Consider the following 20,360-nt stretch of genomic DNA (forward strand, 5'->3'; position numbering starts at 1 on the left):
TGAACAAGGACCGCCAGAGCCTGCACGGATTTGTCGGGTCCGTCAGGGTGTTGCGCGGTCGCCAATTGCGGTGGCTGCGGAGTCGGAAAGATCGGTTGTGCTGTTTGTGATCAGAGTCGTGACGCCGATTGCCAAGCCAACCAAGGCCGCCGTTAAAACAACCCAATCAACGGTGACGGCACCGGATTCGTTGCGCTTAAATCTAGACAAAAAGGATTTCACAAGAGACACCTACTAGCTTGACACCCAGTCATGAAATCGACGCATAAATCGTGCGACTGCATTGCTTGAATGTCGGTTGAATAACCCAAAAAGGGCCGACACTTTGGCGGCCGGCCCTTTTTGATTTTGCCATGCATCCGATCTTACGGAGTGGTCAGGTCGTCTTCTGCAGCAATCGCACCAGCAGCGGCACCGGCCAGAGCGTTGGTGTTGGTTTCGATTGCGGAATAAGCTGCAACAGCCAGGCCAACTACGGCTGCGGTCAGAACAACCCAGTCAACAGTTACGGCGCCAGCTTCGTCTTTGCGAAAGTTTTTGAAAAATTTGGTCATCGAATGTCCCTCCAAAGGATCAGTTTATTACTTCACCCTGTCAAACCTTAGTGGCGTCTCTCTCTCGCCAGTTCGACTTGGTATGAAGGCAATATGTCCGTTGAATAGGGCAGGATTTTGGCGCGTTCAGAGCTTTTTCAGATCTTTTTTCTCGCCCTGCTATGGCGGCGGTATCCGAGCTTAGCTGCGGATCATCGCGTTAAAGCGATACGGGCTCATGGCTATTGGATCGGTCGCCGCGTAGGGGACGCATGACAGTTTTGGCAATGCGTCCCCTTGGGTTTTTGACTTATGGAGTAGTCAGGTCATCTTCGGCAGAGATTGCGCCTGCTGCGGCGTTTGCAAGGCTTTGTGTGTTGGTTTCGATTGCCGAGTATGCGGCGATCGCCAAGCCTACAACAGCTGCGGTCAGAACAACCCAGTCGACGGTGACTGCGCCAGCTTCGTCTTTGCGGAAGAGATTAAAAAGTTTCATTCTGTGTCCTTTTAGATTTCGCGGGGCACTGGCCCCACCCAGGGTTAAATCCAAGGAGTCACAACGACCCTCGGTCCAGGGTTTTTTTCACTCAAGAATGGGGCGACAATTGGGCTTTGTGGCCGGAATGAGGCGACACTTCGAATCGAATTTTTCGGAAAATTTATGCAGCTGGACTGAGCAGCGGGTAGGTCCACAACAAGTCAGACACAGTCATAACGAAAAAAGGCCGCTCTAAAAAGAGCAGCCCTAAATCTGATAGCTTTGACGTCCGATCTTACGGAGTAGTCAGGTCGTCTTCTGCAGCAATCGCACCAGCAGCGGCACCGGCCAGAGCGTTGGTGTTGGTTTCGATTGCGGAGTAAGCTGCAACAGCCAGGCCAACTACGGCTGCGGTCAGAACAACCCAGTCAACAGTTACGGCGCCAGCTTCGTCTTTGCGGAAGTTTTTGAAAAATTTAGTCATCGTGTGTCCCTCCAAAGGATCAGTTTGTTAATCGACCTTATCAAACCTTAGTGGCGTCTCTCTCTCGCCAGTTCGACTTGGTATGGGAGCAATATGTCGGCGGATTAGGGCGGGATTTGGGCGCAACTGGTTCGATTTTGGAACATGACAATTTTTCCCACTTTTTGAAGCTAATTGTCTGTAACTAAATGATAAAAACTTCCAAATTTTTGCAGTTTCTTACGTGCAACGTTGCAAAGGGCATACAATCTGGGGTCTTTTTGAACAGATGGCGGTCCAAAAACTGGTTCGGGCGCGCATATTTTGCGATAGTTGGCCCAAACAGGCGGGAAGAGGTGAGGGTATGGCGATTTTGCGCACGGGTTTGGTGTGTTTTGTTTTTCTGTGCGCCTTGCTGAGTAGCGATATGGCCGCGCTTGCCGAGGCCCCCAAGCCGTTTCCTGATTTCAACGCCAAGAGGGTCAAGCCGCCGAAGGCCGGTCAAGCCAAGCGTATTACTGTGCAAATTGAACCGCAGGCTGTTGCTCCGGTATATGATGATGTACCCGAAGACGGCGACGCGGCTGTTGCCGAGGCCAGCTCGGCTGTTGGGTCATTTCCGTGGTTTTGGGCCAAAGTGTCGCCTGCTTTGAGCGCGACTGGGCCGGGGCGACTTGAAACGGCGCTGATTGCTTTGGGTAACGCCCCCAGTGGTCAGGGGGTTCGGACACCGCGTTTGGATGCGTTGCGGCAGGTGATCGACACTTACGGAACAGACATATTGTTGGCCACGATTGGCACGGACGTGTCACCAGCATTGGCGTTGGCGGTTATTTCGGTGGAATCCAGCGGACAGACCGACGCCGTTAGCGGCGCTGGTGCACAGGGTTTAATGCAGTTGATGCCTGCGACAGCCGACAGGTTTGGGGTGACGGATGTCATGGAGGCCAAAGACAACATCACCGGTGGCGTGCGGTTTCTGGACTTTTTAATGGATGAATTCGAACGCGATCCGGTGCTGGTTCTTGCCGCTTACAATGCTGGCGAGAATGCGATTCCCGCCCACGATGGCGTTCCGCCCTATGCGGAGACGCGGGATTATGTGCCTAAGGTGCTGGCGGCCTTTCAGGTGGCAAAGGCGTTGTGTGTGACGCCTCCGCAGTTGATCACGGATGGCTGCGTGTTCGCGCGGCCCTGAAACTTGTTATTTGAGGCGCTGGGGGTGCTTTACTCCATGGCGAAGAGCCGGCGATCAGCAGTTTGGCACGTTCACGGCCAGCCCACCGAGTGACGTCTCTTTGTATTTCTCATGCATGTCGGCGCCGGTTTGGCGCATGGTTTCGATCACCGAATCCAGTGGCACCAAATGTGTGCCGTCGCCACGCAAGGCCAGCGAGGCGGCCGAGACGGCCTTGATCGCGCCGAGGCCGTTGCGTTCGATACAGGGCACTTGCACCAAGCCTTTGACCGGATCGCAGGTCATACCAAGGTGGTGTTCCAGCGCAATCTCGGCGGCGTTTTCGACTTGTTGAACTGTGCCCCCCATAACCGCGCAAAGCCCTGCGGCAGCCATGGCCGCGGCGGAACCCACTTCGGCTTGGCATCCGGCCTCCGCTCCCGAAATCGACGCGTTGAATTTGACCAAGCCTCCGATCGCGGCAGACGTCAGGAGAAATTCGTCGATTCTGGAGGCGGTGGCACCGGGCACATGGTCCAGCCAATAGCGGATCACAGCGGGCAGCACCCCTGCCGCGCCATTGGTGGGCGCGGTGACAACTTGGCCGCCGGCGGCGTTCTCTTCGTTGACCGCCATGGCGTAGGCACTCATCCAGTCGTTTATTGTGTGGGGGGCGTTGAGGTTCATACCGCGTTCGGCCTGAAGGGCATTGTGGATTGATTTGGCGCGGCGTTTGACGTTCAAACCGCCAGGCAAAGTACCGTCGGTGGTAAGGCCGCGATCAATGCAATCGTTCATCACCTGCCAAATGCGGGCACAGCCCTTGGTTAGGTTGTCCACGCCTCCGCGAGCGCTCTCGTTGGCATGTTTCATCTGGGCGATGGTTTTGCCGGATGTCTGCGCCATCTGGAGCATTTCGGCTGAAGATTTGAAGGGGTAGGGTACCGGGGCGCCTTCGTCTGTGTCTTTGCCAGAGGTCAACTCTTCTTCGGTCATCACGAAGCCGCCGCCGATAGAATAGAAGGTTTCCTGCAGAAGCACGTCCCCTTGTGCATCGGTGGCCATCAGGATCATACCATTGGCGTGACCCGCAAGATTGGGGCCGAAGTCAAACTTGAGGTCCTCGCGGGGGTCAAATTGTAGGCGGGGCAGGCCGTCGGGTTGAAGGTGGCCGCTGTCGCGGATGTTTGCCAGCGCGATTTCGGCTTTGGCGTGGTCATATGTATCCGGCAGGAAGCCGGCGAGCCCCAGTATCGTGGCGCGGTCCGTGGCGTGGCCAATTCCTGTGAACGCCAGAGAGCCATGCAGTGAGGCCCGCAGACCGTGGAACTCAAACGGGGCCGCGCGCAGCAAATCAAGGAATCTGGCTGCCGCCACCATAGGGCCCATCGTGTGAGACGAAGAAGGGCCAACGCCCACCTTGAACATATCAAAGACTGAGAGAAACATTTAGAGAGCGGATCCTTCGGGTGGGGTTGGGGGCTTAGGAGCGGTGAACGGGTTGGCTGCCATACCTTCGGCTGTGCGCAGGGCTGCCGTCGATGGGCGGACGTCGAGCTTGGATGCAAGTATCGTTAGGCTGGGCCAGTCCGAAAGAGTGAACCATGCCGTGTCACCTTTGGGATAAAGGGCCATCCAGCGCAGCATCGCTCCTAAATAGAGGTCGAGCGCGCTGGGCGTGGTGGCGTTGATCCACGTGTGTCCGGCACCTGCGAGATCATCAAGCAGGGCTAGGGCCGTGTTGAGGTTTTTGCGAACGCCGACAACAAGCGCGGCGCGGTGGATTTCGGCGATGTATTGGTCGGGATAGAACGTCATTCGCAGATTGGCATGCATTGTATTGGACAGGTAAAACAGCCAGCTGACAAAAGCGGCACGTTCGCGAGTATCGGGCACAGGTGCCAGTCCTTTGTAGGCGTCCGCCAGCCACAACAAGATTGCGGCGGTCTCAAAAATAGGTCCGTCAGGTGTTTCCAGAGCGGGAATTTTCCCAGCCAGATTGATGGCACGGAATGGTGGCGAGTAATGTGCAGCCGTACGGCGGTCAACCAGCACGGTTTCATAAGGCACGCCGAGTTCCTCGAGCGCGAGGCGCACGATCAGGGACGCATTGTCCGGGGCGTAGTGAAGGCGCAGCGGTTTCGTCATGAGGTCACTATGATGGATCAGGGTGGTGGACAGACGTCAGATTGCGACGTTTCCGATTGGAAACACGCACTGGCAGAGGTTGCAAGGCCGTGTGTAAAGCGGCGCTTAAACGCCGTTGCGGCGTGAAATGCGCAAGTTTTGGCAATCTGCTCTCGCCCCAAGGCAGCTTCTTTCTTATAACCGTTCAAAAGCAACGAGGAGTCGCCGCAATGACCGGAGAACTGTCGCCCATCGACAAGGCAAAATTCGTGGCCGCGAAACAGGCCACGGATTATGTCGAGGACGGGATGCGTGTCGGTCTTGGAACCGGGTCTACCGCTGCATGGCTGGTGCGCTGTCTGGGTGAGATGGTGCGCGACCAAGGCCTGCGCATCAAAGGTGTGCCGACCTCGACCCGAACCGCGCAGTTGGCGCGGGAAGTGGGCATTGAGGTGGTGAGCCTTGATGAAGCCAAGTGGTTGGATGTGACCATTGACGGTGCGGACGAGTTCGACGCGGACCTGAACCTGATCAAAGGCGGCGGTGGCGCATTGTTGCAAGAAAAGATCGTGGCGACCGCGTCTGATCAAATGGTGGTGATCGCGGACATCGGCAAAGAAGTCGAAACGCTCGGCAGTTTTCCTTTGCCCGTAGAGGTCGTGCCCTTTGGGTGGCAGACGACACAGGCGCTGATTGAGGAAACCCTTGTCAGTATGGACGTTCTGGGGCGTACGACGACGTTGCGGATGAACGGTGTTTCGCCGTTTGTGACCGACGAGGGCAACCACATTCTGGACCTGCATTTGAACCGCATTGGCGATGCTCGCCAGCTTGCCATGGTACTCAATCAAATGCCGGGTGTGGTTGAAAACGGTCTGTTTATCGATATCTGTGACGCTGTGGTTGTCGGCTATGGCGATGGACGCGTCGAAGTACGCGACATCAACGCCGGCACAATCGAGGAGGCGATGCTTGATTTCGCCGAAACAGATAATTTGTTCACCGATCTGGTGGACTAGGGGAATACGAACAACATGTCGTTTGATTACGATCTTTTTGTCATCGGCGGTGGGTCCGGTGGTGTACGGGCTGCCCGCGTTGCGGCGGCTGGCGGCGCAAAAGTGGCCTTGGCTGAGGAAGACCGCTATGGCGGAACCTGTGTGATCCGTGGCTGTGTGCCCAAAAAACTGATGGTGTTTGCCAGTGAATACGCGGGCATGGTCGAGGATGCGCAGGCCTATGGCTGGGACATTCAGGCCGGTGATTTCAATTGGGGAAGCTTCAAAGTCAAGTTGCATGCCGAGTTGGATCGTTTGGAAGGCATCTACCGCAATCTGCTGAAGAACAACGGTGTTGAGACGTTTGATCAACGCGCCAAGATGGCGGATGCGCATACGGTTGAACTTGCTGATGGCAGCAAGAAGACTGCCAAGCATATCCTGTTGGCGATGGGCGGACGACCGGTGTGGCCAGACATGCCGGGTGCTGAACTCGGAATTTCGTCTAATGAGATTTTCCACCTGGAGACACTGCCGAAGGATATGTTGATCATCGGCGGTGGCTATATCGCCTGTGAATTTGCAGGCATCATGAATGGTCTTGGTGTGAAGACCACGCAGTACTATCGCGGTGCGCAAGTTCTGCGTGGCTTTGATGACGAAGCGCGTGGTCTGGTCGCCGAGGAAATGTGCCAACGCGGTGTTGATTTGCATTGCGGCACCAACATTCTTGAGATGCGCAAAGAAGGCGACAAGATTTGGGTAAAAGCCACCAATGGCGACGAACGCCTGTTTGATCAGGTAATGTTTGCCACGGGGCGCGCGCCCAACACCGACGACATGGGGCTTGAGGCGCTGGGCGTCGAGCTTGGCCGCAAAGGCGAGATCGTTGTGGATGAGTACAGCCAGACGGGCGTGCCCTCGATCTATGCGATTGGTGATGTGACCGATCGGGTCAACCTGACACCTGTGGCCATCCGAGAAGGCATGGCTTTCGTCGAGACCGTTTTTAAAGGAAATCCAACGCCGGTGGATCACGACTTGATCCCGACCGCAATCTTTACGCAGCCCGAAATGGGCACTGTTGGACTGGGGGAGGAAGAGGCGCGGGAGCTTGAGCCGATTGAAGTCTATGCAACCAGCTTTAAGCCGATGCAGCAGAGCTTTGCCGGACGTGCGGAGCGCGTGCTGATGAAACTGATCGTAAGTCAGGCATCGCGCAAAGTGTTGGGTTGTCATATTGTGGCGCCTGGCGCGGGCGAAATGATTCAGCTGGCGGGCATCGCCGTAAAGATGGGCGCGACCAAGGAAGACTTTGACCGGACAGTGGCGGTGCATCCGACAATGTCCGAGGAACTCGTGACGATGAAGGAGCCGGTGCGCACAGCGTGACTCGGCTGATGGCTTGATTTTTCTGGCGTAACCCTCAGATTTAAGGGGACGCCAAAAAGTTTGATGAAAGGGAAGATCCCGAATGGCAGGAAACAACGGCGGCCCCTGGGGTGGGGGCGGCGGCAACCAAGGCGGCGGTAATCGCGGCAACAACGGGAACGGGCAACGCCCGCCCGAAGGTGATGGTCCGCAAATCCCCGATATCGATGACCTGATGAAAAAGGGTCAAGACCAGTTGCGTGTGCTTATGGGCGGACGCGGCGGTGATGGTGGCGGCACCGGAAGCGGTCAAGGTGGTGGTCAAGGCGGTCCCGCTCTGAACCGCGGCACTGTTGTACTGGGCCTGGGTGTGGCGGCTGTGCTTTGGGGCATGGCAAGTTTTTACACCGTCAAACCGGAAGAAAAATCGGTTGAGCTGTTCTTGGGGAAATATTCCTCGACTGGCGGTCCCGGTCTGAACTTTGCGCCCTGGCCAGTGGTCAGTGCAGAAGTCGTGCCAGTCACAACCGAACAGATCGAAGATATTCCATCGCGCTCGGGATCAACCGACGGCTTGATGCTGACCGGCGACGAGAACATCGTCGACATCGATTTTCAGGTGGTCTGGAATATCAACGATCCGGCGCAGTTCCTGTTCAACTTGCGTGATCCGCGTGAAACGATCCGCGCGGTGTCAGAATCGGCCATGCGCGAAATCATGGCGCAATCTGAACTCGCGCCAGTGCTCAACCGTGACCGTGGTGTGATCACCGATCGGATGTTGGAACTGATCCAGTCGACAATGGATAGCTATAATTCCGGCGTGAACATCGTCCGAGTGAACTTTGACGGTGCCGATCCCCCCGAGCAGGTAAAAGACGCTTTCCGCGAAGTGCAGTCTGCATCGCAGGAGCGTGACCGTCTTGAGAAGCAAGCGGATGCCTATGCCAACCGCAAGCTGGCTGGTGCGCGTGGTGAAGCTGCGCAAATCCTCGAAGAAGCCGAAGCGTATCGTGCGCGTGTCGTGAACGAGGCGGAAGGTGAAGCCAGTCGCTTTAGCGCGGTTCTGGAAGAATACCAGAAGGCCCCGGAAGTGACACGCAAGCGTCTGTATCTGGAAACCATGGAACAGGTTCTTGGTGACATCGACAAGGTGATCATCGACGAACAAGCTGGCGGTCAGGGCGTTGTGCCTTATCTTCCGCTGAATGAACTACGCAAAGGGGAGAAATAAGATGCGGAGAGCGACTTATCTACTACCCGTTCTGGTGATTTTGGTCGCCGTTGCGTTGTCGAGCGTGTTCATCGTGGACGAGCGCGAAAAGGCACTGGTTCTGCAATTTGGTCGTGTTGTCACGGTCAAAGAAGAGCCTGGTCTGGCGTTTAAAATCCCGCTTATTCAGGAAGTGGTTCGCTATGATGACCGTATCCTGAGCCGCGAAGTAGGACCACTTGAGGTCACACCTCTGGATGATCGCCGTTTGATCGTGGACGCATTTGCGCGCTACCGGATTGCTGACGTGACCCAGTTCCGTCAAGCGGTTGGTGCCGGTGGCATTCAATCTGGCGAAGGCCGTTTGGACAGCATCCTGCGCTCGCAAACGCGTGAGGTTCTTGGTTCCGTGCGCTCAGATTCGGTTCTATCGACCGAGCGTGTGTCGCTGATGAACCGCATTCGTGACAATGCGATCACCGAAGCGCGTGCGCTGGGTCTGGAAGTGGTCGATGTGCGTTTGAAGCGCACCGATTTGCCACAGGCCAACCTTGAAGCGACGTTTAACCGGATGCGCGCTGAGCGTGAGCGGGAAGCAGCGGACGAAATCGCGCGTGGTGACGAAGCCGCGCAGCGCGTGCGTGCGCAGGCGGATCGTACTGTTGTTGAACTTGAATCTGACGCCAACCGTCAATCCGAGATCATCCGAGGCGAAGCCGATGCGGCACGCAACGCGATCTTTGCGGATGCGTATGGTGCAGATCCCGAGTTCTTCGCGTTCTACCGGTCACTTAACGCCTATCGTGGCGCTTTGAAGTCGGGGAACTCGACCATCGTTATGTCGCCTGAAAGCGAATTTTTCGACTATCTGAAGAGCGATCAAGGTCGCAACTGATGGCCGTCGCGCTTTATGCGATTGGGCTTGTAATGATTGTGGAGGGGCTGGTCTATGTACTGGCCCCTTCTATCGTTGAAGACCTTCTGGCAATGATACGGTCCCTGCCGGTGGGACAGCGACGCACACTTGGTTTGCTTGCGGTAGTTTCCGGGGCTATTTTTGTCTGGGCGGCCAAAACGCTGGGCGTCTGAGCGGCCCATTACAGGCACGTTGAGTTTACCAAATTCACAGACTGGTCACGCGCAATTGTGAACATGCGATGTGGCGCCTGTTGCACTTACCCTGCCAAACCCCCATTCTTTCTTCCAACGACAGGGCAGCCCTGTCCTCAGGTTTCTAATAACAAGGAGATCCAGCGTGATTCCGAAGGCATTTCCCATGAAAATGACTCAAAGCGCGGTTCCGCGCGCAATGATGGTGGCCTTTTTGGCAACCGCAATAATGCTGGTTCAGGCTTTGGCTGCGCAGGCGCGTCCCGACAGCTTTGCCGACCTAGCCGAGCAGATCAGCCCGTCAGTGGTCAACATCACCACTTCGACCGTGGTCGAGGGGCGCACCGGCCCGCAAGGCATCGTTCCCGAAGGGTCGCCGTTCGAAGATTTCTTTCGCGAATTTCAGGACCGCCAAGGCAACAACGATCGCCCGCGTCGAACTTCGGCTCTGGGGTCAGGCTTTGTGATTTCAGCAGATGGATATGTGGTGACAAACAACCACGTGATCGACGGCGCGGACGAGATCCTGATTGAATTTTTCGAAGGTGAGGAACTGCCGGCTAAGGTGATTGGAACCGATCCCAACACAGATATTGCGTTGCTGAAGGTCGAGAGCGACGAGCCGCTGAAGTTTGTTGAGTTTGGTGACAGCGACACGGCACGTGTTGGTGATTGGGTTCTCGCCATGGGCAACCCGCTCGGGCAGGGTTTTTCTGTTTCCTCTGGTATTGTGTCGGCTCGTAACAGGGCGCTTTCGGGCAGCTATGACGATTACATCCAGACCGACGCCGCGATCAACCGGGGCAATTCGGGGGGACCATTGTTCAACATGAACGGTGACGTGATCGGCGTAAACACTGCGATCCTGTCACCCAATGGCGGCTCGATCGGCATCGGCTTTTCGATGGCGTCCAACGTGGTCACACGGGTGGTTGAGCAGCTGCAAGAGTACGGTGAAACCCGCCGTGGGTGGCTGGGAGTGCGCATTCAGAACGTAACCGAGGACATGGTCGAAGCGGTTGACGGGCTTGAGGCGGCCTCTGGCGCCATGGTCACGGACGTGCCCGAAGGTCCGGCAATGGAAGCAGGCATGAAGGCCGGAGACGTCATCATGACCTTTGACGGCGCCAATGTCGCGGATGTGCGTGCGCTGGTGCGCCGCGTGGGCAACACCACCGTTGGTAAAGCGGTTGATGTTGTTGTGTTGCGTGGTGGTGAAGAGGTGACGCTGCAAGTCACACTGGGCCGCCGCGAAGAAGCAGAAGGCGCGGTACCCGCCAGCCAGCCGGCTCCGGAAGTTGAGGATGAACCCGTCGAAAAGGAACTGCTTGGTTTGACCCTTGCGCCTTTGAATGACGCGCTGCGCGAAGAATTGGGCGTGGACGGCGATCTGGACGGACTTGTGGTCAAAAGCGTCGATGAAACTTCCAAGGCGTACGAAAAAGGCCTGCGCGCGGGCGATGTGTTGACAGAAGCCAGCCACCAAAAACTGCGTTCTGTGGGTGATTTCGAAGCCCGCATCGATGAGGTGCGCGAGGCGGGACGGAAATCGGTTTTGCTTTTGGTGCGCCGGGCCGGTGAGCCGCGATTTGTCGCGCTGTCCATCGAGGAGTGATCGCCTGGGCGATCGTCATCGAAGATCAAGGGCGCCGCGTGCGCCCTTTTTCGATGCTGGCGGAGGCGTCATTCTTCGCGTTCCACCGCGACCAGGCCAAGGCGTCGGGCGCTTTCCAGTGACAATATCACGCTGTCGAGTCCGCCTGCTTTTTGATACCGCCGGATTGCGGCGCGGGTGCGGGCGTCGTGGATGCCTGTAACCGGCCCGAAAAACAGGCCTCGTACTTTAAGTGCGCGCTGAACTGAGGCGGTGAATTCCTCTGTCCAGATATGTGGGCAGGGCGTTTCGAACCAGGTTTCGCGGCGCTCTTTGACGATGCGTTGTTGCTGTTCTGTCCGGAAAATGCCGGGGCTGGTGACGGTTCCGTCGGCCAAGACTTCAGGCGGCTGCACCATGATTTGTTCCGTTACAGTTTCCAGGACTGCCGGCGTCACGTCGCGGCCCCAGCAGCTTCCGGGGCGGGCATTGGGCGGCGCTCTTGGATCCTCTGCGCGTACGATCTCAGGCTCGGACCAGACCGCCAGATACGGCGGGTCCGAAATTGTCTCCTCGCAACCTGCTGTGGCCAGCAGGGCGAGTGCCGCAAATGGGGCGATTAGGCGTGTCATGCTCGTGCCTCGCGCTCAAGGCGTGTTTTTGTTAGCTTCTTTGTAGCGCGTTTTGGGCGCGGTCAAAAGCCTCAGCTGTCTTGCGGTACAAGTAGGCTGTCCAGCATGGGGGAAATATCGTCAACCCGTTCGGCAATCAGGTGAGTAACGTTGTTTTCGCGCTGGATGCGGCCGGTGACTCGCAGCAGGCGGCCAGCTATGACAGCACGGCGGAACGCTTCGTAGAGTTTGCGCCAGACGATCACATTCACCACGCCGGACTCATCCTCTAGTGTGATAAAAATCACGCCTTTGGCAGTGCCGGGGCGTTGACGCAGAATCACCAACCCTGCGACAGTGACGCGGGCGCCGTTGGGCGGCTCGCCCAATCGGGAGGCCGTCAGAGCCGCAGGGGGCCTTGGCCACGCAGTTGTGATCGCTTTAGTCATGGAACAAATATAGAACATTTGCGTTTTGTCGCAAGAGGACAGGACCTGCGTCGCAAAAGGGGGTGGCGGGCAGTGGATCGCTTGACTAACTAGGAGCGACGGACTGCACGAGAAGGAGCCTCCAGGCATGGCCAAGATCACCTATGTCGAGCACAACGGAACCGAACACGTGGTTGAGGTCGCAAACGGCCTGACCGTGATGGAAGGCGCGCGCGACAACAACATCCCCGGCATCGAGGCCGATTGCGGCGGCGCTTGCGCTTGCTCAACTTGCCACGTCTATGTCGATGCGGCTTGGGCCGAAAAAATCCCGGCCAAGGACGACATGGAAGAAGACATGCTGGACTTTGCATTTGAGCCCAATCCAGCCACGTCGCGCCTGACCTGTCAGATCAAAGTGACCGACGCGCTGGACGGTTTGGTCGTGAAAATGCCCGAGAAGCAGATCTGATGATTGGCAAGGCGCGGCGTCAAACGTTGCGCCTGTTGCGCGCTCTTGCACGCCGCGCTCGGCTTATGTTGCGCTTGTTGCTGGTCGTCCCGGCTGTTCCTGTGCTGGCCGAAATCAAATCTGCCGATTACGTGGAGCCGACCACACGGTATGCGCATGGCGTTCTTGGGGATGCCATCGAATACGGTGCACTCCAAATGAAGCTTCGCAGCGGCAAGACCGTCACCCTCACTCTGCCAGAAAGCCGCGTGTTCGAAGACATTGCACCCCGCCTTTTTGATGTGACCGGTGACGGCGCACTTGAAGCAATCGTTGTGGAAAGCAGTCAAAGAGGTGGCGCAAGGCTGGCGGTTTACAATGAAACCGGTTTGATCGCCGCTACGCCTCACATAGGTCAAAGCAACCGCTGGCTAGCCCCTATTGGAGCGATTGATCTGGACGGCGATGGTCACGTCGAGATCGCCTATATTGATCGGCCACATCTGGCCAAAACACTGCGTGTTTGGCGCTTTGAGAACGGCAAGCTCACAGAGGTCGCAAACCGCAAAGGGCTGACCAATCACCGCATCGGCGAGGATTTCATTTCCGGCGGAATACGCGACTGTGGCACGGATCCCGAAATGATCACGGTAGATGCCAGCTGGCAAAAGGTCGTGGCAACGCGGTTTGACGGCAAACGCCTGACGTCCAGAACGCTTGGCGCCTTCACGGGCCAAAACGCATTGCAGGCCGCGCTGAATTGCGAGTCCTTCTGACTTCCTTTTGCCAGAAAGTATCCCGGGGTGAGGTCACTGCACGGCAGTGGCTGAGGGGCTGGCCCCTCGGCGCCCCTATCGGACTGTGCCGTCGCTGGCAGAATAGATGTGGCGCGTGCCGATGGCACCCAGCGACTGAAAAAGGCTTGCTGTGTTGCTGACGCCAAACTTCTTAAGAAGTTTGCCACGATGCACCTCAACTGTGCGGTTGCTCATCTCCAGCTTGAGCGCAATTTCCTTAGATGTCAGCCCTTCAGCCAAAAGTGAAAACACTTCACGTTCGCGACGGGTGAGCGGCTGGTAGGGGCGGGTGTCGGAGATGTCGGCAAAGCTCCAGACTGCGCGTTGCAACGGCTCGTCGGGCGTAAACGTATGCCCGCGGACGCGGCACCAGAACATCTCACCGCCACGGCGCATCATGACGCGCTCGTCCCAATAAAAATTGCTTTCTCGCAACTCTTGAACGCCGCGATTTCGGATGTTGGCGAATTCTTCCTGTGTGGGATAAAGCGCGGCAAATGTGCTGTCTTTGAGCGTGGCGCGCTCGTAACGGAACATGTCAGCGAAAGTGTCATTGCAGTCGCGGATCACACGGTTCTCCGTCACAACGATGCCCACCGGCGCAAAAGAGAACGCCAGCTCGACAAAATCGCCGTCCGCGTAAGCTTGATCTACTGATTTGGTCATGACGTCTCCCCCGTCTTGCGGCGGAGAATAGGGTGCGGGCGGCGTCCGTGCAACGCCCGCAGAAATACCCTTATGTCAGAGCGCGCGCCAGCCGATGTCGGCGCGGTAAAACCCTTCCGGCCAGTTGACCTGATCGATCATCGCATAGGCACGGTCGCGGGCGTCTTGCAGGCTGTCGCCGCGTGCGGTGACATTCAGAACCCGGCCACCCGTGGCCGTGATCGCGCCGTCCTTGGTCGTTGTGCCGGCGTGGAAGACCATGTTTTTGCTGTCTTCCGAAAGTGCGTCCAAGCCCCCAATCACAGAACCTTTTTCGTAGGATCCGGGATAGCCATTCGCCGCCATAACAACGGTAATCGCGTGATCATCGGCCCAGTTAACCTGCGTTTCATGCAGACGTTCTTTGGCGGCGGCATGCATCAAATCAAACGCTTGTGCGCCAAGACGCATCATCAGTACCTGACACTCAGGATCACCAAAACGCACGTTGTATTCCACAAGACGAGGCTGCCCGTCTTTGATCATCAAGCCAACATAAAGAACACCCTGATATGGCGTTCCGCGTTTGGCCATTTCATCGATTGTCGGCTGCACAATCTCATCCAGCGCTTTTTGCGCGATTTCATCGGTCAGAACAGGTGCCGGAGAGTAGGCACCCATACCGCCGGTGTTGGGACCGGTGTCGCCTTCGCCGACGCGTTTGTGGTCTTGTGCCGTGCCAATCGGAAGCGCGGTTTTCCCATCGCAAAGGATAAAGAAGGATGCTTCTTCGCCTTCCATGAACTCTTCGATCACCACTTCGGCGCCCGCGCCGCCAAAGGCGCCGCCGAACATGTCATCAACGGCATCCAGCGCGGTCTGCTCGTCCATCGCGACGATCACGCCTTTGCCTGCGGCCAGTCCGTCGGCCTTCACCACAATTGGCGCACCTTCTTTGCGGATATGGGCTTTGGCGGATTCTGCATCCATAAAGTGGCCGTAGCCCGCGGTGGGCGCATTGGCCGCGTCACAAATTTCCTTGGTGAAGCTTTTGGACGCCTCAAGCCGTGCGGCGGCTTTGGAGGGGCCAAACACCAAAACGCCGGCCTCGCGCAAGCGATCCGCAACGCCGCTGGCCAAAGGCGCTTCGGGGCCGATGATCACAAAGTCGATGGCGTTGGCCGCGACAAAACTGACAACCTCACCACCGTCGTCGATGTCCAACGACGCACAATCCGCGACCTGCGCGATACCCGCGTTGCCTGGCGCCACGATCAGCTTGTCGCATTTGGGGTTTTGCATCACTGCCCATGCGAGGCTGTGTTCGCGCCCGCCGCTGCCGAGGATGAGGATGTTCATGAGTGTCGCCTTCCGCTTGGCCTTCGGTTGCGGGCGTTCTAAGCTGTGGCGAGCAGTCTTACAAGCGAGCCGAGATGTCTGACCTTATCGACGACCCGATTGAGGGCGAAAACGCCCCGGAATTCAGTGTTTCCGAGCTGTCAGGCGCGATCAAACGCATGATCGAGGGCGAGTTTTCGCATGTGCGCATCAAGGGAGAGATCGGGCGCGTGTCTTTTCCACGCTCGGGGCATGTTTACCTTGATCTGAAGGATGACCGCTCGGTCATCGCGGCAGTGATGTGGAAAGGTGTCGCGGCACGTGTAGCAACACGGCCTGAGGAAGGTATGGAAGTGGTCGCCACTGGGCGACTGACGACGTTTCCTGGGCAATCCAAATATCAGTTGGTGATCGAAGACCTGAAGCCTGCCGGTGTTGGCGCCCTGATGGCGATGCTGGAAAAGCGCAAAGCGATGTTGCAGGCCGAGGGGCTGTTTGAGCAGGGGCGCAAGCGGCCATTGCCGTATCTGCCAGAAATCATCGGTGTTGTAACTTCACCCAGCGGGGCCGTGATCCGCGACATTCTACATCGGCTGCGGGATCGGTTTCCGCGCAAAGTGATGATTTGGCCGGTGGCTGTACAGGGTGAGCAATGCGCACCGCAAGTGGCAAACGCCATTGAGGGGTTTAACCGGATGTCCGCTGGTGGGGCGATGCCACGGCCGAATTTGATTATTGTCGCACGAGGAGGTGGCTCGATTGAGGATCTGTGGGGGTTCAATGAAGAGATCGTGGCGCGCGCTGCGGCGGCCTCCGACATCCCGTTGATTTCGGCGGTGGGCCACGAGACTGATACGACGCTGATTGATTTCGTTTCGGATAAACGCGCGCCGACACCCACAGCGGCGGCGGAACTTGCGGTGCCTGTGCGGCTGGAGATTGCGGGCTGGGTCGAAGAACAGGGTGCACGCATGACCCGTAGTCTGGGGCAGGCGTTAAGTCTGCGAGGCCAGCGATTGCGGGACCTGTCGCGCGCCATGCCGAGGGCGGACGTGTTGCTGCAGATACCCCGACAGCGGTTGGACGGTGCCGGAGACGCGCTGCCACGTGCGCTGCAGGGCGGTGTGCAAAGCCGCCGAGTGGTTTTGGCCACAAAGAGCGGCGGGTTGAGCGGTGAGGGGCTTAAGCGGTTGATTGAAATTCAGCGTCAAAAGATGGGCCGCCACGCGGATCGTCTTTCGGTGGCTACGCTAGAGCGCGATCTGTTGCGCCACAAAGAAAAATCCAGCGATCTTGGGCGTCGGCTTGCGGATGTGGGCGGTCGTCAAGTGAAGGCTCTGAGAGACCGGCTTGAGGCAACAGACCGCATGCGCCAGACCTTGGGCTATCAGGCCACGCTTGAGCGCGGCTATGCGGTGGTGCGCGGCGATGGTGATCTGGTGAAGACGGCAGTGCAAGCAGGCGGGGCCAGTGAGATCGAAATCGAGTTTGCCGATGGGCGGCTTAAGGTTGGGAAGGGTGCGGTTGCGACACCTGCTGCGGAAGTGACACCCAAGCCGAAGCCCAAACCAAAGCCAAAAAAACCGGACGCGCCTGGTCAGGGTAGCCTGTTTTAGACGCCCACTTCGGGCCCAAGGCAGAGCATGTCTTCTCCCGCGTCTTCGATTTCATAAAGCACGGTGCCGTCTGGTTCGTTCTCAAATCGTGCCGAAAGACCTGCGTGTCCTTCAAAGAAAGTCCAGCATTGCGGCGACGGATTGTCCTCGTAGATAAAGCAGATCTGACCAGCCTCTTCATACCAAAGACCTTCTTTGCATTGGCCATCTAGAAAGGACCAACGCACGCGACGGTCCGGCAAATACTCTTCGACCCCATAGCGTGTTCCCTCAGTGGCAAAGAAAAGGATCTTGCCAGTAACGTAGGCTTCGAAATCAGCAGCTGTCATTGCAGATTGCGAATAGGCTGGTGAGGCGAGCAGGAAGGCGGCAACAAGAATTCGTTTCATAAAGTGATGCTGCCACCGGAACGCGTTTCGATCCAGTCTCAATCTCCTGACGTTTGCAGTCTTTGGACACGGGGATCCATCACGCGTCGCCAAAAGCGTGGCCAAAGTGCGAGTGTGCCCATCAACGGCAGCGACCTTGGCAGGATCGGCATCGCCGCCTCGTTTATCCGCAAAGATGGATAGTCGCGGGTCGGGTTTAGGTGGTGGTCGGAATGGCGCGGCGCGTTAAGCATCAGCGCCGAAGAATAGAATTGCGGCGCGTTCCAGCTATGTTCGGGACCAACGGGTTCATACTTTCCACTTCTCAGCAGTTTGCGGGACAGACCGTAGTGCTGCACATAATCCGAAACCAAATGCTGCATTTGCGCGTAGCCTGAGACAAGCACATAGGCCAATAGCCCGGCCCAGCCAAATGCAAGGCCACTTAGAAGCAGGCAGATGACTGCCCCCCCAACATACGCGACATAGGGGTGTGTCCATTTCGGCGGATGCGGGGTTTTGCGGTTGCGCATGGTATTTTCGGCGCTCAGGCCCTTGCGAAAAGACCCAATCCACGCCCGAGGCCAGAAACGGTAAAAGCTCTCGCCGGGCAGGGGAGTGTTTGGATCGTTGGGAGTGGCGACCCATACATGGTGCACTTTGGGGTGGGCTGAGGCGTGGTGCCCAAAAAGGAGGGTGATGTAGGCCAGTTTGCCGAGGCGGCGTGGAAAACGTGCGCCCTTGTGGATCAACTCATGGGCGTTGGCGTTGCTGACCTGTCCAAAGAAAAGTCCAAACGCCAGAAAACATAATAGCCGCGCGCCCCAGCCAAGGCCCGTTGCCCCTGAAACAGCAGCCACGGCGAGGCCGATTAGCGCCAGATGCGCGAGGCCCAGAAGAATCGATAAACGCGCTCCGCTGGGAAACTCGCCATCAGCTCCGGACTTGGCCGCGGCACCATGCACGAGGCGATCCATGACGTGCACAAAGACGGCCATGTAGAGAAAGGCCGCCAGCGACCATCCACCACCCAAGAAGGCGGCAAGGCTGAGCAAAGCAACAGGCAGTGAGGTGGCGATCCAGAACCAAATCATGCGGAGTCGGTGTCCCTTTGGTGGAGTTTGCCAGAGACTAACGGCTTTGAAGGTGGCTGCAATGGCGCCGATCCGCACAAATCTGGGCTCCCCAAAAGTTTCTTGGGGGAATCCCATTGACTCGGGCTGGTGCATCAGTAAAAGGCACCTTCATAGATTTTCACGGGGCGTATGCGCCCTGGCGCAGGAGAAGACAAATGGCGAAGCCGACGACAATCAAGATCCGTCTGAACTCTACCGCGGGCACGGGCCATTTCTACGTGACCAAGAAGAATGCGCGCACGATGACCGAAAAGATGGTCGTACGTAAGTACGATCCGGTGGTGCGCAAGCATGTCGAGTACAAGGAAGGCAAGATCAAGTAAGATCCTCCCTCCGAGACATTGCAAAAGCCGCGCCAGACCAAGGCGCGGCTTTTTGCTTTTGAAGATGCCGCGCCCTGACAAAAAAGACCAACAGGACGCAGATCATGACTTTTCCATTTTTTATCAGACCCGCTCGTATTGACGACCGTGAGGCCGTTGATGGGTTGTTTGAACGTTCCTATCCTGAATTGTTGCCGAAGGATTACGACAGCGAGACGCTTGATGCCGCGCTGCCGTTGATCACGCGCGCACAGCCCGCGTTGTTGACCAGTGGGACCTATTTCCTGGCGGAATGTGTGGCGACGGATGAAGTGGTTGGTGCTGGCGGGTGGACGGACTTTAGTCCGGTTCGCGGCGCAGGCGATGCGCGGCAAGCGCACGTGCGCCATGTTGCGACGCGGGCTGATTGGGTGCGTCGTGGGGTGGCCAAGGCGCTGGTGGACGTGATCCTCGCCTCTGCTGAGGCTTATGGCATCAAACGGCTAAGTTGCATGAGCACGTACACAGCGCGGAGTTTCTATCGTGAAATGGGGTTTGCGGAGCGGGGCGAGGTTGAACTGAGCCTCGCACCGGGAGTGCATTTTCCAGCGGTGCAAATGCAGATGGCCTTTCCGGAGTAACCTAGACAGTTCACAAAAAAGGGCCGGTCAATGTGACCGGCCCTTGGCATTTCAAATGGTGCTGCTGTTATTCGCGGTTTCCGAGGAACTGCAGCAGGAACATGAACATGTTGATGAAGTCCAGATACAAGCTCAGAGCGCCCATGATAGCCGCTTTGCCCAACCATTCGCTGTCGCCGCTGTGGGCGTGCTCCAGATAGGTGTTCTTGATTTTCTGTGTGTCGTAGGCGGTCAATCCAGCGAAGATCAGAACGCCCAGAGCAGATATCGCAAAGCTCATCGCGGAAGATGCCAAGAAGATGTTTACGACGGACGCAACGATCAGGCCGATCACGCCCATGATCAGGAACGTGCCCATTGGTCCAAGGTCGCGCTTGGTGGTGTAGCCGTAAAGCGACAGACCCGCGAAAGCGATCGCGGTAACCAGGAAAACCTGAATGATGGATTCACCGGTGAAAACCAGGAAGATAGAGCTGATTGAGAGGCCCATAACAGCAGCGAAGATGTAGAACACAAGCTGTGCAGTCGCGGCCGACATGCGGTTGATTGCAGCGCTTAGGCCGAAAACAAACAGCAATGGTGCAAACATAATTACCCATTTCAGCGGCGAGCCGTAGATCGCGTAGCCGAGCGAGGTCAGGTATTTGTCAGCGCTCAGCTGGGCAAACGCACCTGAAGGGTCAGCTGTCACAGCCAAATTGGAAATCGCCCAAGCTGCTGCAAAGGTGATCAACATGCCTACGGACATTGTGCCGTAAACTTTGCTCATATGGGCGCGCAGGCCCTCGTCAATCTGGGCGGTCTGCGTGCCAGCAGCGCTCCGGATTGTGTCAAATTCAGCCATGTAAGCCTCCGATAATAATTCTGTTAGGCCGCCGAGTTCCCCCGACGGCCGTTTCAAGAAATATCGTGCAGGTCGGGCCGGATTTCAAGGATTACCCGCGTGGCAATCGTTGAAAAAGC

24 protein-coding genes are annotated in these 20,360 nt (G+C 57.2%); 12 read left to right on the plus strand and 12 right to left on the minus strand.

Features of this window, described 5'->3' with window-relative positions; translation table 11 throughout:
• Positions 1 to 365: 365 nt before the first annotated feature.
• The 3 genes from SHIM_RS10075 to SHIM_RS10085 form a co-directional block, all read right to left on the minus strand.
• Positions 366 to 554 carry a hypothetical protein gene (locus tag SHIM_RS10075; RefSeq protein WP_054002530.1) on the minus strand — a complete coding sequence of 63 codons (189 nt, stop codon included), beginning with the start codon at positions 552 to 554 and terminating at the stop codon, positions 366 to 368.
• Between the two features lie 289 nt (positions 555 to 843).
• On the minus strand, positions 844 to 1,029 hold the full coding sequence (locus tag SHIM_RS10080) for a Flp family type IVb pilin (protein WP_054002531.1): 186 nt from the start codon (positions 1,027 to 1,029) through the stop codon (positions 844 to 846).
• 277 nt (positions 1,030 to 1,306) lie between these two features.
• Entirely contained in the window at positions 1,307 to 1,495 is a 189-nt protein-coding gene (locus SHIM_RS10085) for a hypothetical protein (RefSeq protein ID WP_054002530.1), read from the minus strand.
• Between the two features lie 343 nt (positions 1,496 to 1,838).
• Here SHIM_RS10085 and SHIM_RS10090 point away from each other — a divergent pair, with 343 nt between their 5' ends.
• On the plus strand, positions 1,839 to 2,672 hold the full coding sequence (locus tag SHIM_RS10090; RefSeq protein ID WP_152926513.1) for a lytic transglycosylase domain-containing protein: 834 nt from the start codon (positions 1,839 to 1,841) through the stop codon (positions 2,670 to 2,672).
• Positions 2,673 to 2,726: 54 nt separating this feature from the next.
• On the opposite strand, the gene SHIM_RS10095 is transcribed toward SHIM_RS10090, so the two are convergent.
• Positions 2,727 to 4,100, minus strand: coding sequence for an L-serine ammonia-lyase (locus tag SHIM_RS10095; RefSeq protein WP_054002532.1), 1,374 nt, complete (start codon positions 4,098 to 4,100; stop codon positions 2,727 to 2,729).
• Positions 4,101 to 4,799: a glutathione S-transferase family protein gene (locus SHIM_RS10100; protein ID WP_054002533.1), complete on the minus strand. Its 699-nt coding sequence runs from the start codon at positions 4,797 to 4,799 to the stop codon at positions 4,101 to 4,103.
• Between the two features lie 209 nt (positions 4,800 to 5,008).
• Here SHIM_RS10100 and rpiA point away from each other — a divergent pair, with 209 nt between their 5' ends.
• The 6 genes from rpiA (at position 5,009) to SHIM_RS10130 (ending at position 11,085) form a co-directional block, all read left to right on the plus strand.
• Entirely contained in the window at positions 5,009 to 5,797 is a 789-nt protein-coding gene (gene rpiA / locus SHIM_RS10105) for a ribose-5-phosphate isomerase RpiA (RefSeq protein WP_054002534.1), read from the plus strand.
• A gap of 15 nt (positions 5,798 to 5,812) precedes the next feature.
• Positions 5,813 to 7,168: a glutathione-disulfide reductase gene (gene gor / locus SHIM_RS10110; RefSeq protein WP_054002535.1), complete on the plus strand. Its 1,356-nt coding sequence runs from the start codon at positions 5,813 to 5,815 to the stop codon at positions 7,166 to 7,168.
• A gap of 82 nt (positions 7,169 to 7,250) precedes the next feature.
• On the plus strand, positions 7,251 to 8,381 hold the full coding sequence (hflK, locus tag SHIM_RS10115; RefSeq protein WP_054002536.1) for an FtsH protease activity modulator HflK: 1,131 nt from the start codon (positions 7,251 to 7,253) through the stop codon (positions 8,379 to 8,381).
• Position 8,382: 1 nt separating this feature from the next.
• Complete coding sequence (gene hflC, locus SHIM_RS10120) at positions 8,383 to 9,255, plus strand: protease modulator HflC (RefSeq protein WP_054002537.1); 873 nt, start codon at positions 8,383 to 8,385, stop codon at positions 9,253 to 9,255.
• Positions 9,255 to 9,449: a DUF2065 domain-containing protein gene (locus SHIM_RS10125; RefSeq protein WP_054002538.1), complete on the plus strand. Its 195-nt coding sequence runs from the start codon at positions 9,255 to 9,257 to the stop codon at positions 9,447 to 9,449. Before hflC ends, SHIM_RS10125 begins: the two co-directional genes overlap by 1 nt.
• A 193-nt stretch (positions 9,450 to 9,642) precedes the next feature.
• Complete coding sequence (locus SHIM_RS10130) at positions 9,643 to 11,085, plus strand: Do family serine endopeptidase (protein WP_054002932.1); 1,443 nt, start codon at positions 9,643 to 9,645, stop codon at positions 11,083 to 11,085.
• Positions 11,086 to 11,153: 68 nt separating this feature from the next.
• Here the strand turns inward: SHIM_RS10130 and SHIM_RS10135 are convergent, their stop codons facing one another.
• Both SHIM_RS10135 and SHIM_RS10140 read right to left on the minus strand, forming a co-directional pair.
• Positions 11,154 to 11,696, minus strand: a complete 543-nt coding sequence (locus SHIM_RS10135) for a peptidoglycan-binding domain-containing protein (RefSeq protein WP_082358358.1) — start codon at positions 11,694 to 11,696, stop codon at positions 11,154 to 11,156.
• A gap of 71 nt (positions 11,697 to 11,767) precedes the next feature.
• Entirely contained in the window at positions 11,768 to 12,124 is a 357-nt protein-coding gene (locus SHIM_RS10140) for an OB-fold nucleic acid binding domain-containing protein (protein ID WP_241488833.1), read from the minus strand.
• A 127-nt stretch (positions 12,125 to 12,251) separates the two neighbouring features.
• Between SHIM_RS10140 and SHIM_RS10145 the strand changes: the two genes are divergently transcribed.
• Both SHIM_RS10145 and SHIM_RS10150 read left to right on the plus strand, forming a co-directional pair.
• A complete protein-coding gene (locus SHIM_RS10145) occupies positions 12,252 to 12,575 on the plus strand; it encodes a 2Fe-2S iron-sulfur cluster-binding protein (protein WP_054002540.1) in 324 nt (107 codons plus the stop codon).
• Positions 12,575 to 13,330 (plus strand): FG-GAP repeat domain-containing protein, encoded by a 756-nt coding sequence (locus tag SHIM_RS10150; RefSeq protein ID WP_152926514.1) that lies wholly within the window; start codon positions 12,575 to 12,577, stop codon positions 13,328 to 13,330. The genes SHIM_RS10145 and SHIM_RS10150 overlap by 1 nt, the downstream gene beginning before the upstream one ends.
• A 75-nt stretch (positions 13,331 to 13,405) precedes the next feature.
• Here SHIM_RS10150 and SHIM_RS10155 read toward each other — a convergent pair whose 3' ends face one another.
• Entirely contained in the window at positions 13,406 to 14,017 is a 612-nt protein-coding gene (locus SHIM_RS10155; RefSeq protein WP_054002541.1) for a LuxR C-terminal-related transcriptional regulator, read from the minus strand.
• Positions 14,018 to 14,092: 75 nt separating this feature from the next.
• Complete coding sequence (gene purD, locus SHIM_RS10160; RefSeq protein ID WP_054002542.1) at positions 14,093 to 15,355, minus strand: phosphoribosylamine--glycine ligase; 1,263 nt, start codon at positions 15,353 to 15,355, stop codon at positions 14,093 to 14,095.
• Positions 15,356 to 15,429: 74 nt separating this feature from the next.
• Here purD and xseA point away from each other — a divergent pair, with 74 nt between their 5' ends.
• A complete protein-coding gene (gene xseA, locus SHIM_RS10165) occupies positions 15,430 to 16,950 on the plus strand; it encodes an exodeoxyribonuclease VII large subunit (RefSeq protein ID WP_054002543.1) in 1,521 nt (506 codons plus the stop codon).
• Here the strand turns inward: xseA and SHIM_RS10170 are convergent.
• Positions 16,947 to 17,339, minus strand: a complete 393-nt coding sequence (locus SHIM_RS10170) for a hypothetical protein (protein ID WP_054002544.1) — start codon at positions 17,337 to 17,339, stop codon at positions 16,947 to 16,949. The two genes, xseA and SHIM_RS10170, sit on opposite strands and share 4 nt — an antisense overlap.
• Positions 17,340 to 17,377: 38 nt before the next feature.
• The gene (locus SHIM_RS10175; protein WP_054002935.1) at positions 17,378 to 18,412 is read right to left on the minus strand and encodes an alkane 1-monooxygenase; all 1,035 of its coding nucleotides are present in this window, start codon (positions 18,410 to 18,412) and stop codon (positions 17,378 to 17,380) included.
• A gap of 197 nt (positions 18,413 to 18,609) precedes the next feature.
• Here SHIM_RS10175 and rpmG point away from each other — a divergent pair, with 197 nt between their 5' ends.
• Together rpmG and SHIM_RS10185 are read left to right on the plus strand one after the other, a co-directional pair.
• Entirely contained in the window at positions 18,610 to 18,777 is a 168-nt protein-coding gene (gene rpmG / locus SHIM_RS10180; RefSeq protein WP_007814563.1) for a 50S ribosomal protein L33, read from the plus strand.
• 104 nt (positions 18,778 to 18,881) lie between these two features.
• Positions 18,882 to 19,397 (plus strand): GNAT family N-acetyltransferase, encoded by a 516-nt coding sequence (locus tag SHIM_RS10185; RefSeq protein WP_054002545.1) that lies wholly within the window; start codon positions 18,882 to 18,884, stop codon positions 19,395 to 19,397.
• Between the two features lie 67 nt (positions 19,398 to 19,464).
• Here the strand turns inward: SHIM_RS10185 and SHIM_RS10190 are convergent, their stop codons facing one another.
• Positions 19,465 to 20,241 (minus strand): Bax inhibitor-1/YccA family protein, encoded by a 777-nt coding sequence (locus SHIM_RS10190; protein ID WP_054002546.1) that lies wholly within the window; start codon positions 20,239 to 20,241, stop codon positions 19,465 to 19,467.
• Positions 20,242 to 20,360 lie beyond the last annotated feature (119 nt).

It is taken from the genome of Shimia sp. SK013, from assembly GCF_001292625.1.
GTDB lineage: Bacteria > Pseudomonadota > Alphaproteobacteria > Rhodobacterales > Rhodobacteraceae > Shimia.

What these genes read in the sequence shown, in the direction of transcription:
- SHIM_RS10075 (WP_054002530.1), bottom strand. Translation starts at nt 554, where the DNA reads ATGACCAAATTTTTCAAAAACTTTCGCAAAGACGAAGCTGGCGCCGTA.
- SHIM_RS10080 (WP_054002531.1), bottom strand. Translation starts at nt 1,029, where the DNA reads ATGAAACTTTTTAATCTCTTCCGCAAAGACGAAGCTGGCGCAGTCACC.
- SHIM_RS10085 (WP_054002530.1), bottom strand. Translation starts at nt 1,495, where the DNA reads ATGACTAAATTTTTCAAAAACTTCCGCAAAGACGAAGCTGGCGCCGTA.
- SHIM_RS10090 (WP_152926513.1), top strand. Translation starts at nt 1,839, where the DNA reads ATGGCGATTTTGCGCACGGGTTTGGTGTGTTTTGTTTTTCTGTGCGCC.
- SHIM_RS10095 (WP_054002532.1), bottom strand. Translation starts at nt 4,100, where the DNA reads ATGTTTCTCTCAGTCTTTGATATGTTCAAGGTGGGCGTTGGCCCTTCT.
- SHIM_RS10100 (WP_054002533.1), bottom strand. Translation starts at nt 4,799, where the DNA reads ATGACGAAACCGCTGCGCCTTCACTACGCCCCGGACAATGCGTCCCTG.
- rpiA (WP_054002534.1), top strand. Translation starts at nt 5,009, where the DNA reads ATGACCGGAGAACTGTCGCCCATCGACAAGGCAAAATTCGTGGCCGCG.
- gor (WP_054002535.1), top strand. Translation starts at nt 5,813, where the DNA reads ATGTCGTTTGATTACGATCTTTTTGTCATCGGCGGTGGGTCCGGTGGT.
- hflK (WP_054002536.1), top strand. Translation starts at nt 7,251, where the DNA reads ATGGCAGGAAACAACGGCGGCCCCTGGGGTGGGGGCGGCGGCAACCAA.
- hflC (WP_054002537.1), top strand. Translation starts at nt 8,383, where the DNA reads ATGCGGAGAGCGACTTATCTACTACCCGTTCTGGTGATTTTGGTCGCC.
- SHIM_RS10125 (WP_054002538.1), top strand. Translation starts at nt 9,255, where the DNA reads ATGGCCGTCGCGCTTTATGCGATTGGGCTTGTAATGATTGTGGAGGGG.
- SHIM_RS10130 (WP_054002932.1), top strand. Translation starts at nt 9,643, where the DNA reads ATGACTCAAAGCGCGGTTCCGCGCGCAATGATGGTGGCCTTTTTGGCA.
- SHIM_RS10135 (WP_082358358.1), bottom strand. Translation starts at nt 11,696, where the DNA reads ATGACACGCCTAATCGCCCCATTTGCGGCACTCGCCCTGCTGGCCACA.
- SHIM_RS10140 (WP_241488833.1), bottom strand. Translation starts at nt 12,124, where the DNA reads ATGACTAAAGCGATCACAACTGCGTGGCCAAGGCCCCCTGCGGCTCTG.
- SHIM_RS10145 (WP_054002540.1), top strand. Translation starts at nt 12,252, where the DNA reads ATGGCCAAGATCACCTATGTCGAGCACAACGGAACCGAACACGTGGTT.
- SHIM_RS10150 (WP_152926514.1), top strand. Translation starts at nt 12,575, where the DNA reads ATGATTGGCAAGGCGCGGCGTCAAACGTTGCGCCTGTTGCGCGCTCTT.
- SHIM_RS10155 (WP_054002541.1), bottom strand. Translation starts at nt 14,017, where the DNA reads ATGACCAAATCAGTAGATCAAGCTTACGCGGACGGCGATTTTGTCGAG.
- purD (WP_054002542.1), bottom strand. Translation starts at nt 15,355, where the DNA reads ATGAACATCCTCATCCTCGGCAGCGGCGGGCGCGAACACAGCCTCGCA.
- xseA (WP_054002543.1), top strand. Translation starts at nt 15,430, where the DNA reads ATGTCTGACCTTATCGACGACCCGATTGAGGGCGAAAACGCCCCGGAA.
- SHIM_RS10170 (WP_054002544.1), bottom strand. Translation starts at nt 17,339, where the DNA reads ATGAAACGAATTCTTGTTGCCGCCTTCCTGCTCGCCTCACCAGCCTAT.
- SHIM_RS10175 (WP_054002935.1), bottom strand. Translation starts at nt 18,412, where the DNA reads ATGATTTGGTTCTGGATCGCCACCTCACTGCCTGTTGCTTTGCTCAGC.
- rpmG (WP_007814563.1), top strand. Translation starts at nt 18,610, where the DNA reads ATGGCGAAGCCGACGACAATCAAGATCCGTCTGAACTCTACCGCGGGC.
- SHIM_RS10185 (WP_054002545.1), top strand. Translation starts at nt 18,882, where the DNA reads ATGACTTTTCCATTTTTTATCAGACCCGCTCGTATTGACGACCGTGAG.
- SHIM_RS10190 (WP_054002546.1), bottom strand. Translation starts at nt 20,241, where the DNA reads ATGGCTGAATTTGACACAATCCGGAGCGCTGCTGGCACGCAGACCGCC.